Source organism: Ruegeria sp. BHSA191, from assembly GCF_059613325.1.
This window is the reverse complement of sequence record NZ_JBXWSH010000007.1, coordinates 45,008-59,391: the sequence shown is the minus strand read 5'-3', so window position 1 is coordinate 59,391 and position 14,384 is coordinate 45,008. Positions and strand designations below refer to the sequence as shown.

Here is a 14,384-nt window from a genome sequence, read left to right as displayed (position 1 = left end):
GGCCAGTACCGCGGGGCCAGTCAGGATCTTCGGATGCCGATCGGCTGCCCGATTTGCGGCGCGGCCTCCAGACCCGCGTGATCGGCCACCATCCGGGCCAGACGCGCTACGGCCCAGTCCGGGTAGGGTTCCGACCGACCTGTTGTGTGGCTGACATTCATGAACAGGGCCTCTTGGGTGGCACAGACCACGCCATCCTCGGCCGACACCATCTGTGCAAAATAGTGACCACGCTTGTAATCGGCGTCCAGCATCCGAAACCGGAACACCAGTGCCTCGCCTTCGCGAACCTCGCGCAGGAAATGCAGATGCGACTGCAGGATGTACGGCCCCTGCCCCAGCGCCGCGACCTGCGGTTCGCCCAAGCCCAGGTGATCGACCAACAGCCGTTCAAAGGCCAGATCGAACACCACGCCGTAATACCCCACATTCATGTGGCCGTTGTAATCGATCCAGTCGGACTGGACCGTGAAACCGGTGATTTCGACCGGTGCGGGGTACGGGCCGTCATGGCCGCCCAAAGGCTCGGATTGCGGGGTCATTGCGCGCTGTCCTCCTCGAAGATCGCCACCGCGCGGACGAACCCGGCCGAGGCGCCCTTGATCTTGAACGGAAAGCACGAGATCTCGAATCCCGTGGGCGGCAGGCTTTCCAGATTGGTCATCTTCTCCATGTGGCAATAGCCGATCTCCATCGACGCGCGATGCCCCTCCCAGATGATCGAGGGATCATGGGTTTCCGCGTATTCCTGCGCGGTCAGCGGAAAGGGCGCGTCCCAGCTCCAGGCGTCGGTGCCGGTCACCCGTACGCCGCGCTCGGTCAGGTATAGCGTGGCCTCACGCCCCATTCCGCAGCCTTTCATCAGGTAATCCGGCTGGCCATAGCAGGTGCCGGCGGAGGTGTTGACCACGACGATATCCAGCGGTTGCAGGTCATGCCCGATCCGCTTCAGCTCGGCCTCGACATCGGCGGCGGTGACGACGTAGCCATCCTCGAAATGCCGGAAATCCAACTTCACGCCCGGGTTCATACACCACTCCAGCGGCACCTCGTCGATGGTGATCGCCCGCTCGCCCCGGTTCATGGTCGAGTGGTGGTGGTACGGCGCGTCCAGATGGGTGCCGTTGTGGGTGGCGATCTGCAGCCGTTCGATGGCCCAGCCCTCGCCGCCGGGCAGGTCCTCTTTTTTCAGGCCGGGGAAAAAGGCCATTACCTGCTCGGCCGTCTGGTCGTGGCTCATGTATTCGATCTGCGGCAGCATGATCGGTGGGTCCGACACGATGCCGGTTTCCAGCGGGACGGACAGATCGACGAAACGGCGGGGCATGAACTCCTCCGGGATTGCGCGGCTCAAGGGTTGGCTGGCTGCAACCATCTGTCAAGCCAAGAAAAAGGCGGGCACGCTGGCCCGCCTTTTCAGGGTTTTGGTGAGTGGTTGCAGGCTCTACTCGGCCGCGATGGCGTCCTCGATCTTTTCGACACGGATGGCCGAGAACTTGAACTCGGGGATCTTGCCATAGGGGTCGATTGCCGAGTTGGTCAGGATATTGGCCGCCGCCTCGACATAGGCGAAGGGGATGAACACCATGTCCTCGGCGATCGCCCGGTCGGCACGCACCATGATCTCGATCGAACCGCGCCGGGTGGTGAGACGCACCATCTCGCCCGGCTCAATCCCCATCAGCTTGAGCGTTCGCGGGTTCATCGAACAATTCGCCTCGGGTTCGACCGCGTCCAGAACCTTGGCGCGACGGGTCATGGACCCGGTGTGCCAGTGTTCCAGCTGCCGCCCTGTGGTGGCGATCATCGGGAATTCCTCGTCCGGGGCCTCATCCGGGGGAATGATGCTGGCCGGAGTGAATTTCGCACGGCCATCGGGGCGCGGGAAGCCGTCGCCGAACACGATGGACTGGCCCGGATCGGTCTCGGACAGCGACGGATAGGTGATGCTCTCGGTCTCGAGCCGCTCCCATGTGATGTTGTCCAGCGACGCCATGGTCAGCTTCATCTCGGCAAAGACCTGCGAGACATCCGTGTAATCCCAGTTCAGCCCGATGCGCTTTGCCAGATCGACGGTGATCGCCCAGTCCTCGCGCGCATCGCCCGGCGGCGGCACCGCGGGGCGCACGCGCTGCACCTGGCGGTTGGTGTTCGACACCGTGCCGTTCTTTTCATACAGCGCCGAGGCCGGCAGGATGATGTCGGCATAGTTTGCCGTTTCGGTCAAAAAGATGTCCTGCACGATCATCAGGTCCAGCTTGGCCAGCGCCTCGCGGGCGTGGTTCACGTCGGGGTCGGACATGGCCGGGTTTTCGCCCAGGATGTACATGCCCTTGATCTTCCCCACATAGGCGTGGTCGATGATCTCGGTCACGGTCAGGCCCTTCTCGTTCGAGAAATCGCCCGAATTCCAGACCTGACTGAACTTGGCTCGAACGGCGTCGTCGGTGACCGACTGGTAGTCGGGCAGGAACATCGGGATCAGGCCCGCATCCGAAGCCCCCTGCACGTTGTTCTGCCCCCGCAGCGGGTGCAGACCCGCGCCCGGCTTGCCCACATTGCCCGTCATGAGCGCCAGTGAGATCAGGCAGCGCGAATTGTCGGTGCCGTGTATATGCTGGCTGACGCCCATGCCCCAGAAGATCAGCCCGGCATTCGCATTGGCGAAAATTCGGGCCACGCGGCGCAGCTGGTCCGGTTCGATGCCGCAGATCGGCGCCATCTTCTCGGGCGTGAACTGGCGCAGGTGCTCCTTCTCGGCCTCCCAGTTCTCGGTCCAGCGGTGGATGTACTGGCTGTCATACAGCTCTTCCTCGACGATCACGTTCATGATCGCGTTCAGCATCGAGACATCGGCACCGGGCCGGAACTGCAGCATCTCGGTCGCGAATTTGCGCATGCCCACGCCGCGCGGGTCCATCACGATCAGCTTGCCGCCGCGCTTGGCGAACTGCTTGAAATAGGTCGCCGCGACGGGGTGATTCTCGATCGGGTTGGCGCCGATGATGATCGCCACATCGGCATTTTCGATCTCGTTGAAGGTCGCGGTCACTGCGCCCGAGCCCACGTTCTCGATCAGCGCCGCCACCGACGAGGCGTGGCACAGCCGCGTGCAGTGGTCCACGTTGTTGTGGCCAAAGCCCTGCCGGATGAACTTCTGGAACAGATAGGCCTCTTCGTTGGTGCATTTGGCCGAGCCAAAGCCCGCCACGCTGCGCGGATCCTCATCCCGCAGCTTCATCAGCCCCTTGGCGGCCAGGTCCAGCGCTTCGTCCCAGGTCGCCTCGCGGAAATGGGTGCTCCAGTCGGCGGGATCGACGTTCAACCCCTTGGGCGGCGCATCCTCGCGCCGGATCAGCGGCTTGGTCAGGCGGTGCGGGTGGTGGATGTAGTCGAACCCGAACCGGCCCTTGACGCACAGGCGGCCTTCGTTGGCGGGACCGTTGATGCCCTCGACATATTTGACCTTGCCGTCCTTGACCTTGAGGCTGACCTTGCAGCCCACGCCGCAGAAGGGGCAGACGCTTTCGGTCTCGGAGTCGTAATCCTTGCTGTCGCCGTGCTGCTGGTCGTCCAGCACGGTGGCGGGCATCAGGGCGCCGGTCGGACAGGCCTGGACGCATTCGCCGCAGGCCACGCAGGTCGACTCGCCCATCGGGTCGTTCTGGTCGAACACCACCTGCGCGGTATGCCCGCGGCCGGCCATGCCGATCACGTCATTCACCTGCACCTCGCGGCAGGCACGGACGCAGAGGTTGCAGTTGATGCAGGCATCCAGATTGACCCGCATCGCCACATGGCTGTCATCCAGCAGCGGAATCTTCTCGGGCTCTTTCGCCGGAAAGCGGCTGGCGCTGACATCGTTCAGCTTGGCCATGTCCCAGAAATGGCTGGAGGCATCATGCGGCTGCTCTGGCTGGTCGGCCACCAACAATTCCATCACCAGCGCGCGCGATTTCTCGGCGCGGTCGGTGTCGGTTTTGACCACCATCCCTTCAGCCGCCGGGCGGATGCACGAGGCGACCAGCGTCCGCTCGCCCTCGACCTCGACCATGCAGGCGCGGCAGTTGCCGTCAGGGCGATAGCCCGGCGCGGGTTTGTGGCACAGGTGCGGGATAACCAGGCCCTTGCCGTTGGCCGCTTCCCAGATCGTGGTGCCCTCGGGTACCGTCACGTCTTCGCCGTTCAGGTTGAAGGTGACGGTCTTGGTTTCGCTTGCGTCAAGCATCGCCAAATTCCTTCTTAAGAACCGCAAGAAGCTCGCGTGCCGATTTTTCGTCAAACTGCAGTGTTTGGCTCAACTTGTCGGGTATTTCCCGGTTCACAGACCCGTAGGTGTTAAGCTGCAAAACCTTTTTGCCATCACTTTCAGAAACCAGGTACTTGCAAGAAACCTGCGTAGGATGAAGTGAACGAAAGTTTCTCTCGTCTTTTTCAAGGTGCGTCACTAACGCCATCCTAGATCTCCTCCCCGAAATGTTTCATGACCAGGCGGATCGGGTTCGGAGCCGCCTGCCCGAGACCGCAGATCGAGGCATCACCCATCACCTGGCACAGGTCTTCCAGCAAGTCGGTGTCCCACTTGTCGGCCTGCATCAGCTTGACCGCCTTTTCGCAACCCGCGCGGCAGGGCGTGCACTGGCCACAGCTTTCGTCCTCGAAGAACCGCAGCATGTTCAGCGCCGCGTCGCGCGCGGTGTCCTGATCGGACAGGACCACTACGGCGGCGGACCCGATGAAGGTGCCATGCGGTTGCAGAGTGTCGAAGTCCAACGGGATGTCGTCCATCGACGCGGGCAACAGGCCCGAGGACGGCCCGCCCGGTTGATACGCTTTGAAAACGTGACCCTCGGCCATGCCCCCGGCGGCATCAATCACGTCAAGAATGGTCGACCCTGCCGGCAGCAGGTAGACGCCCGGCTTGGCCACCCGGCCCGAGACCGAGTAGCTGCGAAGGCCTTTGCGGCCATTCTTTTCAACCGAATTGAGGATTTCCGGGCCTTCCCGGCAGATCTTGGACACCCAGTAGAGCGTCTCGACATTGTGCACCAGCGTCGGGCGGCCAAACACGCCGACCTGCGCCACAAAGGGCGGGCGGTGGCGCGGCAGGCCCTTCTTGCCCTCGATCGACTCGATCATCGCGGATTCTTCGCCGCAGATATAGGCGCCCGCACCGCGGCGCAGGTCGATATAGCCTTTCTCGACGATCCCGGCCTGTTCCAACGCTGCAATCTCGCGCCGAAGGATTTCCAGCACCGCCGGGTATTCGTCGCGCATGTAGATGAAGCAGGTCTCAGCCTCGACTGCCCATGCGGCGATCAGCATCCCTTCGAGGAAAACATGCGGCGTGCGTTCAAGATAGTAGCGGTCCTTGAAGGTGCCGGGCTCGCCCTCGTCACCGTTGACAGCCAGGTAACGCGGGCCGTCGTTCATGCGGACAAAGCCCCATTTCTTGCCCGACGGGAAACCGGCGCCGCCTAGGCCGCGCAGGCCCGAGGCCAGAACCTGTTCCTGAACCGCTTCCCAGTCGCCACCTTCGCGCAGTTCTCTTAGTTTGGCGTAACCACCGTTTTCGAAATAGGTCGCGAAGGTCTCGTAGTCGGGCAGATGGGCGTGGGTATCGCCCGCCGCGATGGCGGCCTGCACCTTTTCTGGGGTGGCGTGGTCGATATGGTTGTGCCCGATTTCCAGCACCGGCGCGGTGTCGCAGCGCCCCATGCAGGGCGCGCGCAGAACGCGCACTTCGGACGGGTCCAGCCCATCTTCCAGCGCCTTCTTCAGCTGTTGTGCGCCGGCCAATTCGCAGGACAGGGAATCACAAACGCGGATGGTCAGCGCGGGGGGCGGCGTTTCACCTTCTTTGACCACGTCGAAATGGGCATAGAAAGTCGCGGTCTCGTAGATCTCGGCCTGACCGATCCGCATCTCAACGGCCAGCGCGGCAATGTGGTCGGCGCTGATATGGCCGTGCGTGTCCTGGATCAGATGCAGAAACTCGATCAGCAGGTCGCGGCGGCGCGGGCGGTCGCCCAGCAGGCGCTGAATCTCGGCCTGCGCCTCGTCCGTGAACTGACGGCCCTTGGGCGTGTGCCGCCCCTTGCCTTTGCCTGACTTCCAGACGCCCTTGGGCGCGCCTGATGGCTTGGTGTCCAATGGTGCCATGATGCCCTCCGAATTGAGGCCCCGTGTCTCATCAGCAAACCATATCGTCAAATCGCAAAACCGAATGGCACGATAACGACGGTTTATCACCGCAAAGACGTCACCACCCGTCGCAAGGCATCGACCGTCGGCAGTTCCGGGTCGCGCGCCAAGGTCGCCAGACAGATCGGCTTGCTGACCACCGGATCGACCAAAGGCAGGACCCGCGTCCCCTCAAGATCGCCCAGCGCCCGTACCAGAACGCGCGGCACAACCGTCGCCGCCAGCCCTTCGCGCGCCATGACCATCGAGGCGGTGAATCCGCTGGTTTCGGCCACTACATGAGGATGTAGACTTTGTTCGGCGAAAATCCGGTCGAGAATGCGCCGGTTCTGCATCTGCGGCTCCAGCAGGCTGAGCGGGAACTCGGCCACGCGTGCCCAAGGGATCGGGCCGGTTTCCTGCGTCATGTGCTCGGGCACGAGCAGCACATAGGTTTCCTCGTATAGGGGATGAACATGGCGCAGGTCGGTGCCGATGCTGTCGCCATAGGTGATCCCGGCATCAATGCTGCCTTCGTCCAGCCGGTACTGGATCGCGGTGGCCGACATGGTTTCGATCCGCGACAGGATGCGGGGATGCGCCGCCTGCAGATGTTTGATCAGGCGGCCTGTAAATGCGATGGCGGTTGGGATCACGCCAAGGATCAGCGTGCCGGTGATCTCGCCCTTGATCGCCTGCACCTCCTGCTCCAGCGCCTTGGCGTCATCCAAGATACGGCGGGCGCGGCGGACGATCATCTCGCCCTCTTCGGTCAGGCCCTGAAACCGGTTGGCCCGGCGCACGATCGACACGCCCAGCCGATCCTCGAGGTTGCGGATGCGCATCGAGAACGCGGGTTGCGAGATGCCGCACTCCTCGGCCGCCTTGGCGAAATGGCGATGGCGCGCAAGCGCGGACAGCAGGTGCAGGTCGCGAAGGTCGAACACGGGCGGGCCTCGGGGTTGCGGAGGATGCCCGCAGGATACCGGGTTTGCCCGCCGGGAAAAGACGTTTCGCGATCAGGTGTTGAACAGGAAGTGCAGCACGTCGCCATCCTTGACGACATAGCTTTTGCCTTCGGCCCGCATCTTGCCGGCTTCCTTGGCGCCCTGTTCACCGTTGCAGGCGACAAAGTCGTCATAGGCGATGGTCTCGGCGCGGATGAAGCCCTTTTCGAAATCGCCGTGGATCACGCCCGCGGCCTGCGGGGCCAGCGTGCCGCGACGGATGGTCCAGGCGCGGGCCTCTTTCGGGCCGACGGTGAAATAGGTCTCCAGCTTGAGCAGGTCGTAACCCGCGCGGATCAGGCGATCGAGGCCGGGTTCTTCCAGCCCCATCTCCTGCAGGAACATCTGTGCCTCGTCCGGCTCCAGCAGGCTGATCTCTTCTTCGATCTTGGCGCTGATAATGACGTGGGCATTGCCCTGCTCGGCCGCCATCTTGGCGACGCGTTCGGAATACTCATTGCCGGTGGCCGCATCTTCCTCGGATACGTTGCAGACATAGAGAACCGGCTTGGTCGTCAGCAGTTGCAGATTTTTCCAGGCCTTCGCATCCTCGTCGCTGACCTCGACCAGGCGGGCGGGCTTGCCGTCCTCCAGCATCTGTTGTGCGGCGGCCAACAGGCGGTCCTGCTGCTGGGCCTCCTTGTCGTTGCCCTTGAGCTTGCGCACCAGGTTGGCGCGTCGCTTTTCAATGCTTTCCAGATCGGCCAGCATCAGCTCGGTCTCGATCGTCTCGGCATCGGCAACCGGATCGACGCGGCCCTCGACATGGGTTACGTCGCCGTCTTCGAAACAGCGCAGCACATGGGCGATGGCGTCCACCTCGCGGATGTTGGCCAGGAATTGGTTGCCCAGCCCTTCGCCCTTCGAGGCGCCTTTGACCAGTCCGGCGATGTCGACGAAGGTCATCCGGGTCGGGATGATCTGCTTGGATTTGGCAATGGCGGCCAGCTTGTCCAGGCGCGCATCCGGCACCGCAACGTCACCCACATTGGGTTCGATCGTGCAGAACGGGAAATTCGCCGCCTGCGCGGCCGCGGTCTTGGTCAGCGCGTTGAACAGGGTCGACTTGCCGACATTCGGCAGACCCACGATACCCATTTTGAAACCCATTGCGGCCTCCTGATGCCATTCGACGGCTGCTTCTATGCATGTCACGAGGAATCCGCAAGGCGCTGGTCCGCCGCCCGACTGAGTCCCATCCGCAACATCACGATATTTCGCGGAATCGTGCGTCTTCTCGTGTTGAACTCACCGACATACGGTTCCTATCTACGATCCGAGTTCCTCAACGGTGATGATTTGACATGAAAAACCTTCTTGCCTCAGCCGCACTTTCAGCCTTTGCGACCATGGCTCCCGCTCAATCCGTGATCTTTGGGGCCGGTTATGCCGATTTCTCGGACAGCCTGTCGGTGGACCAGGCGATTTTTTCGCTGGAATATCAGCACCGGCCGTTCCATCAGGCCGAACGGTTCAGTGCGACCTGGGGTGCGGCGATTTCATCGGACAAGGACGGCGACAGCCATATCGGGGCCGGACTGATCGGAACCTACCAGTTTGCCAACCGATGGTTCATCGAAGGCAGCGTGATGCCCGGCTATTACAACGAGTCGCTGGCGCTGAATGACCTGGGCGGCAGCTTTCAGATCCGCAGCCTGCTGGGCGTCGGCTATACGCTGAACGGCGGCAACGACGTATCGCTTGCGATCACCCACAAATCGAACGCAAGCACGCAAGAAAAAAACCCCGGCATGAACGCCCTTATGCTGCGGTATCATCTGAACTTCTGACCCCGGCGGTCAGGACGGGATTGATTTTCGGCCAAACTTTCTGCACATCGGGTCCAAACCTGTATGCAAGGATCGTCCATGACCCGTATCGACGCCAAGTTCGCCGCCCTGAAGGCCGAGGGTAAGAAGGCCTTTGTCGCCTATGTCATGGCCGGGGATCCCGACTATGACACCTCGCTTGAAATCGTCCGCGGCCTGCCGGGGGCCGGCGTCGACGTGATCGAACTGGGTCTGCCCTTCACCGATCCGATGGCTGACGGCCCGACAATTCAGGCCGCCGGTCAAAGGGCACTGGACGGTGGCATGACGCTGCAGCGCACGCTGGATCTGGCCAAGGCGTTCCGGGAAACCGACGACACCACGCCGATCGTGCTGATGGGCTATTACAACCCGATCTACAGCCGCGGCGTGGACAAGTTCCTGGCCGACGCCAAAGAGGCCGGCATCGACGGACTGATCGTCGTTGACCTGCCGCCCGAGGAAGACGACGAGCTGTGCCTGCCCGCGCAGGCGGCCGGGCTGAACTTCATCCGGCTGGCCACACCCACCACCGATGACAAGCGCCTGCCGCGGGTGCTGCAGAATACCTCGGGCTTTGTCTATTACGTCTCGATCACCGGCATCACCGGTGCGGCCGAGGCCGAGGCCACCGATGTCGGCCCCGAGGTCGCGCGCATCAAGGCGGCGACCGATCTTCCGGTGATCGTGGGGTTCGGCATCAACACGCCCGAGAAATCACGCGCCATCGCCAGCGTTGCCGACGGGGCGGTGGTCGGCTCGGCCATCGTCAGCCAGATCGCCGCCGGAAAACCGGTGGCCGAGGTTCTGGACTTCGTGAAATCGCTGTCAGACGGCGCCCACAGCGCCTGACGGCAAAATCCGAAACGGATTTCAGCCGCTGCAGGCCGCACGCCTGCGGCGGTTTATCTTTGCGTCTTTGACCCACCTGACCACATGCGCAACTGGCCGTTGCGCCTTGGCGGAAGAATTGGTAAAGAAACCTAACCAATCTGCAGAAGGGCGCGGCCATGCCTGTCATTACCAATATCGACGACCTCAAACGCATCTATGAACGCCGGGTGCCCCGGATGTTCTATGACTATGCCGAAAGCGGCAGCTGGACCGAGCAGACCTTTCGCGACAACAGCGCGGATTTCCACGACATTCGCTTGCGCCAGAAGGTTGCGGTGGACATGTCCGGCCGTTCGACCGCGTCGCAGATGATAGGACAGGACGTGGCCATGCCGGTGGCCCTTGCGCCCGTGGGCCTGACCGGGATGCAGCATGCGGATGGTGAAATGAAGGCCGCCAAGGCCGCGCTGGATTTCGGCGTGCCCTTCACGCTGTCGACCATGTCGATCAACTCGATCGAGGATGTGGCCGAACATACCGGTGCGCCGTTCTGGTTCCAGCTGTACACCATGAAGGACGAGGACTATGTCCGCCGCCTGATCCAGCGCGCCAAGGATGCCAAATGCTCGGCCCTGGTCATCACCCTTGATCTGCAAATCCTCGGCCAACGGCACAAGGACTTGAAGAACGGCCTGTCCGCCCCGCCGAAACTGACCGCCAAGACCATCGCCAACCTGATGACGAAATGGGCCTGGGGCATCGAGATGCTGGGCGCGAAACGGCGCGAGTTCGGCAATATCGTGGGTCATGTTCAGGGCATCTCGGACGCCTCGTCGCTGGGTGCGTGGACCGCTGAACAGTTCGATCCCAGCCTCGACTGGAAAAAGATCGAGAAACTGATGGAGCAATGGGGCGGCAAGGTGATCCTGAAGGGTATCCTTGACCCCGAAGACGCCAAGATGGCGGCCAAGTTGGGCGCCGACGCCATCGTGGTCTCGAACCACGGCGGGAGGCAATTGGACGGCGCACTCAGCTCAATCCGGATGCTGCCGCGGATCATGGATGCGGTGGGCGGCGATGTCGAAGTGCATCTCGACAGCGGTATCCGCTCGGGGCAGGACGTGCTCAAGGCGCTGGCGTTGGGGGCCAAAGGCACCTATATCGGGCGCGCTTTCGTCTACGGGCTGGGCGCGATGGGCCAAAAGGGCGTGACCACAGCGCTGGAAGTGATCCAGAAGGAACTGGACACCACCATGGCCCTGTGCGGCGAGCGCAACGTGGCCGATCTGGGGCCGCACAACCTGCTTGTCCCGCAGGATTTCTGCGGCCGCTGGCAGGAATGACGCGGAAATCGTTTTTACCCCTTTCCAAATGGCCGGATTCGGTCTAAGGACGCCGCTTCACGCGGGGTGACAGCCTTGGAGGCACCCTGCCCTAACATTGGAGATTTATCATGGCTGGTGAGATTCCTGATCTCGTAGCTCTGGAACGGACGGGGACGGGCAAGGGCGCCGCTCGTCAGGCACGCCGCGACGGCATGGTTCCGGGCATCGTATTTGGTGGCGACAAAGACCCGCTGCCGATTCAGATTCCGTTCAACGAACTGTTCAAGCGCCTGAAGGCAGGCCGCTTCAAGTCGACTCTGTGGAACCTGAAGGTCGAGGGCCACGAAGACGTCCGCGTCATCTGCCGCGACGTGCAGCGTGACGTGGTCAAGGACCTGCCGACCCACCTGGACCTGATGCGTCTGCGCCGCACCAGCAAGATCGCGCTGTACATCCCGGTCGAGTTCATCAACGAAGACGCGGCTCCCGGCATCAAGAAGGGCGGCGTTCTGACCGTCGTCCGCCCCGAGGTCGAACTGGTCTGCACCGCCGGTGACATTCCCGAAAAGATCACCGTCGATCTGACCGGCCTGAACATCAACGACGTCGTGACCATCTCGTCGGTCGATCTGCCCAACGGCACCAAGCCGACCATCGATCGTGACTTCGTGATCGCCAACATCTCGGCCCCGACCGGCTTGGTCACCGATGACGAGGACGGCGAAGAAGAAGTAGCTGCCGATGCAGTCGAAGTCGTCGGCGAGGATCAGGAATAAATCCAGTCCCAGATTGTTCCGAATTCAAACGGGGTGTCGCAAGGCGCCCCGTTTTTCGTTTGAACCGCAGACCGCGCTTGTTTACCTGATCGGTGCAACCAACATGCCGTGCAACGCAAGGAACCAAGGATGAAACTGTTCGTCGGACTGGGCAACCCGGGCGCGAAATACGCGAGGAACCGGCACAATATCGGCTTCATGGCCGTGGACGCCATCGCCGACGCGCATGGCTTTGGCCCCTGGCGGTCCAAATTCCAGGGCGAGGTTTCCGAAGGCCGGCTGGGCCGCGAAAAGGTTCTGCTGCTCAAGCCGATGACCTTCATGAACCGGTCGGGCCAGTCCGTGGGTGAGGCGATGCGGTTCTACAAGCTCGACTCGACCGACGTGACCGTGTTCCACGACGAGCTGGACCTTGCCCCCGGCAAGGTGCGTGCCAAATCGGGCGGCGGACATGCGGGGCATAACGGCCTGCGGTCGATCCATGACCACATCGGGGCGGCCTATGACCGGGTGCGTCTGGGCATCGGGCATCCCGGCCGCAAGGAACTGGTCTCGGCCTACGTACTGGGCGACTTCGCCAAGGCTGATTCTCAGTGGCTGGAGGACGTTCTGCGCGGGGTTTCCGATGGCGCCGTGCATCTGGCCGAGGGCGATACGGCCAAATTCATGAATGCCGTCGCCCTGCGCACCGCGCCGCCGCGCAGCTCGACCACGGCAACCAAGCCCGCGCCCAAACCGGCTACCCACCCCACCGCGCCCGAGGCCGACACGCGTTCGGCGATGCAGAAGCTGCTGGACAAGTTCAAATAGGCCCCGAAGCCTGCCGCAACGTAGCGATTGCGGATTGAACGGCATCGCGCTCCAATGCCGTCAACAGGGGAGGGAAACATGAAAACGGTCCTGAAATGGCTGCTGCGCATCGTGCTGATGCTGGCGCTGGCCGCCGTCGTCGTCGGCGTCTGGAAACAGGAAGAGATCCAGCGGTTGCTGGCCGTGAACTCTCTGTTTTCCGAGGAAAAGATCGTCCACAACTTCTCGCACATGGATCAGGCTTTTCTGACGACCCCCCTGCCCCGCGGAGATGGCCCGACCTGGGAGTTGCCTTACGGCCCCGCGTTTGACCTGCCTGAGGGCAGCCAGGACTGGATCGAGGAGAGGGCGGTGACATCCCTGCTGGTGATGCAGGATGGCCAGATCCGGTTCGAGGAATACTATCTGGGCACCGGGCCGGATGACCGGCGGGTTTCATGGTCGATGGCCAAAAGCTATCTGTCGGCGCTGTTTGGCATCGTCATGAACGAAGGGGCCATCGAGTCACTGGACGATCCGGTCGTCAAATATGCCCCCAAGCTAAAAGGCAGCGCCTACGAACCCGCCACGATCCGCAATGTGCTGAACATGGCCAGCGGCGTGACCTTTGACGAAGACTACCTGGACCCCAATTCCGACATCAACCGGATGGGGCGCGTGGTGGCCCTGGGTCGAGAATTGGACGATTTCACTGCCGCGCTTACCGAGAGTTTCGCCACCCCCGGCGAAGTCTGGCAATATGTCTCGATCGACACCCATGTCGTGGGGATGGTTATCCGCGGCGCCACCGGCCGCAGTATTCCCGACCTGCTGATGGAGAAAATCGTACAGCCGCTGGGATTGGAGCGCGATGGCTACTATGTCACCGACGGGGCTGGCGTGGCCTTTGTGCTGGGCGGGCTGAACTTCACCACCCGCGACTATGCGCGGTTTGGGCAGATGATCCTGCAGAACGGTGTACACGACGGCCGCCAGATGGTGCCGGCCGACTGGATTGCGGAGTCGACCTGGCCCACCGCTCCGACCGAACCGGGAAAAATCGGCTATGGCTATCAATGGTGGATCCCGGTTGGGGCACATGAAGGCGAGTTTCTGGCCCGCGGCGTCTATGGGCAGTACATGTATTTCGACCAACCTCGCGGCGTCCTGATCGTGGCCACGGGGGCTGATCGAAAGTTCCGCGAGTCCGGCGTCAACGAACAGAACATCGAAATGTTCCGCAAGATCGCCCAAAGCCTGTAAGATGGAGTCATGCAGAAACAGGACAGCATCAACGTATTGGGCGGGGTTCTGGCCCCGTGTTCGCGGAAACCGCTGACAGGGTTCTTCCGTGACGGGGCCTGCAATACCTGCCCCGAAGATCGTGGCAGCCACACGGTCTGCGCGGTGATGACGGCCGAGTTTTTGGCCTATTCGAAATATGTCGGCAACGACCTCAGCACGCCGCGGCCCGAGTTCGACTTTCCCGGTCTAAAGCCCGGCGACCGCTGGTGCCTTTGTGCTGGCCGGTTCCTGCAGGCGCATGACGAGGGCTGCGCTCCCCTCGTGCATCTCGAAGCGACCCATCAGCGCGCGCTCGAAATCGTGCCGCTGAGCGTGCTTGCATCCTACCGGGCGCCAGCCGACTGACAGCGAAGCGAT

The 14,384-nt window shown here is 62.4% G+C and carries 14 protein-coding genes; 7 read left to right on the top strand and 7 right to left on the bottom strand.

Translation table 11 applies throughout. The annotated features are described in order from the left end of the window. Positions 1-20 precede the first annotated feature (20 nt). From AC2FNS_RS09485 to ychF, 7 genes are all read right to left on the bottom strand, one after another. Positions 21-542: a thioesterase family protein gene (locus tag AC2FNS_RS09485; protein WP_496711330.1), complete on the bottom strand. Its 522-nt coding sequence runs from the start codon at positions 540-542 to the stop codon at positions 21-23. Then, positions 539-1,327, bottom strand: coding sequence for a cyclase family protein (locus AC2FNS_RS09480; RefSeq protein WP_496711329.1), 789 nt, complete (start codon positions 1,325-1,327; stop codon positions 539-541). The genes AC2FNS_RS09485 and AC2FNS_RS09480 overlap by 4 nt, the downstream gene beginning before the upstream one ends. A gap of 117 nt (positions 1,328-1,444) precedes the next feature. Then, complete coding sequence (gene fdhF, locus AC2FNS_RS09475; RefSeq protein ID WP_496711328.1) at positions 1,445-4,228, bottom strand: formate dehydrogenase subunit alpha; 2,784 nt, start codon at positions 4,226-4,228, stop codon at positions 1,445-1,447. Beyond that, positions 4,221-4,457, bottom strand: coding sequence for a hypothetical protein (locus AC2FNS_RS09470; RefSeq protein WP_170364886.1), 237 nt, complete (start codon positions 4,455-4,457; stop codon positions 4,221-4,223). The genes fdhF and AC2FNS_RS09470 overlap by 8 nt, the downstream gene beginning before the upstream one ends. Before the next feature lies 1 nt (position 4,458). Then, complete coding sequence (locus tag AC2FNS_RS09465; protein ID WP_496711327.1) at positions 4,459-6,162, bottom strand: NAD(P)H-dependent oxidoreductase subunit E; 1,704 nt, start codon at positions 6,160-6,162, stop codon at positions 4,459-4,461. Between the two features lie 86 nt (positions 6,163-6,248). Further along, on the bottom strand, positions 6,249-7,130 hold the full coding sequence (locus AC2FNS_RS09460) for a LysR family transcriptional regulator (RefSeq protein ID WP_496711326.1): 882 nt from the start codon (positions 7,128-7,130) through the stop codon (positions 6,249-6,251). Between the two features lie 72 nt (positions 7,131-7,202). Beyond that, complete coding sequence (ychF, locus tag AC2FNS_RS09455; protein WP_005978002.1) at positions 7,203-8,300, bottom strand: redox-regulated ATPase YchF; 1,098 nt, start codon at positions 8,298-8,300, stop codon at positions 7,203-7,205. Between the two features lie 194 nt (positions 8,301-8,494). Here ychF and AC2FNS_RS09450 point away from each other — a divergent pair, with 194 nt between their 5' ends. The 7 genes from AC2FNS_RS09450 to AC2FNS_RS09420 all read left to right on the top strand — a co-directional run bounded on the left by AC2FNS_RS09450 (position 8,495) and on the right by AC2FNS_RS09420 (position 14,372). Then, on the top strand, positions 8,495-8,980 hold the full coding sequence (locus tag AC2FNS_RS09450; RefSeq protein ID WP_496711325.1) for an acyloxyacyl hydrolase: 486 nt from the start codon (positions 8,495-8,497) through the stop codon (positions 8,978-8,980). Positions 8,981-9,058: 78 nt separating this feature from the next. Then, positions 9,059-9,850: a tryptophan synthase subunit alpha gene (trpA, locus tag AC2FNS_RS09445; RefSeq protein WP_496681988.1), complete on the top strand. Its 792-nt coding sequence runs from the start codon at positions 9,059-9,061 to the stop codon at positions 9,848-9,850. 158 nt (positions 9,851-10,008) lie between these two features. Beyond that, entirely contained in the window at positions 10,009-11,175 is a 1,167-nt protein-coding gene (locus tag AC2FNS_RS09440) for an alpha-hydroxy acid oxidase (RefSeq protein WP_496711324.1), read from the top strand. A 110-nt stretch (positions 11,176-11,285) separates the two neighbouring features. Continuing rightward, positions 11,286-11,933 (top strand): 50S ribosomal protein L25/general stress protein Ctc, encoded by a 648-nt coding sequence (locus tag AC2FNS_RS09435; protein WP_496681983.1) that lies wholly within the window; start codon positions 11,286-11,288, stop codon positions 11,931-11,933. Between the two features lie 129 nt (positions 11,934-12,062). Continuing rightward, positions 12,063-12,743, top strand: a complete 681-nt coding sequence (gene pth / locus AC2FNS_RS09430; protein ID WP_496686909.1) for an aminoacyl-tRNA hydrolase — start codon at positions 12,063-12,065, stop codon at positions 12,741-12,743. Positions 12,744-12,821: 78 nt separating this feature from the next. Beyond that, positions 12,822-13,985, top strand: a complete 1,164-nt coding sequence (locus tag AC2FNS_RS09425) for a serine hydrolase domain-containing protein (RefSeq protein WP_496711323.1) — start codon at positions 12,822-12,824, stop codon at positions 13,983-13,985. Positions 13,986-13,994: 9 nt separating this feature from the next. Then, complete coding sequence (locus AC2FNS_RS09420) at positions 13,995-14,372, top strand: DUF2237 family protein (protein WP_496681978.1); 378 nt, start codon at positions 13,995-13,997, stop codon at positions 14,370-14,372. Positions 14,373-14,384: the final 12 nt, after the last annotated feature.

What these genes read in the sequence shown, in the direction of transcription:
- AC2FNS_RS09485 (WP_496711330.1), bottom strand. Translation starts at nt 542, where the DNA reads ATGACCCCGCAATCCGAGCCTTTGGGCGGCCATGACGGCCCGTACCCC.
- AC2FNS_RS09480 (WP_496711329.1), bottom strand. Translation starts at nt 1,327, where the DNA reads ATGCCCCGCCGTTTCGTCGATCTGTCCGTCCCGCTGGAAACCGGCATC.
- fdhF (WP_496711328.1), bottom strand. Translation starts at nt 4,228, where the DNA reads ATGCTTGACGCAAGCGAAACCAAGACCGTCACCTTCAACCTGAACGGC.
- AC2FNS_RS09470 (WP_170364886.1), bottom strand. Translation starts at nt 4,457, where the DNA reads ATGGCGTTAGTGACGCACCTTGAAAAAGACGAGAGAAACTTTCGTTCA.
- AC2FNS_RS09465 (WP_496711327.1), bottom strand. Translation starts at nt 6,162, where the DNA reads ATGGCACCATTGGACACCAAGCCATCAGGCGCGCCCAAGGGCGTCTGG.
- ychF (WP_005978002.1), bottom strand. Translation starts at nt 8,300, where the DNA reads ATGGGTTTCAAAATGGGTATCGTGGGTCTGCCGAATGTCGGCAAGTCG.
- AC2FNS_RS09450 (WP_496711325.1), top strand. Translation starts at nt 8,495, where the DNA reads ATGAAAAACCTTCTTGCCTCAGCCGCACTTTCAGCCTTTGCGACCATG.
- trpA (WP_496681988.1), top strand. Translation starts at nt 9,059, where the DNA reads ATGACCCGTATCGACGCCAAGTTCGCCGCCCTGAAGGCCGAGGGTAAG.
- AC2FNS_RS09440 (WP_496711324.1), top strand. Translation starts at nt 10,009, where the DNA reads ATGCCTGTCATTACCAATATCGACGACCTCAAACGCATCTATGAACGC.
- AC2FNS_RS09435 (WP_496681983.1), top strand. Translation starts at nt 11,286, where the DNA reads ATGGCTGGTGAGATTCCTGATCTCGTAGCTCTGGAACGGACGGGGACG.
- pth (WP_496686909.1), top strand. Translation starts at nt 12,063, where the DNA reads ATGAAACTGTTCGTCGGACTGGGCAACCCGGGCGCGAAATACGCGAGG.
- AC2FNS_RS09425 (WP_496711323.1), top strand. Translation starts at nt 12,822, where the DNA reads ATGAAAACGGTCCTGAAATGGCTGCTGCGCATCGTGCTGATGCTGGCG.
- AC2FNS_RS09420 (WP_496681978.1), top strand. Translation starts at nt 13,995, where the DNA reads ATGCAGAAACAGGACAGCATCAACGTATTGGGCGGGGTTCTGGCCCCG.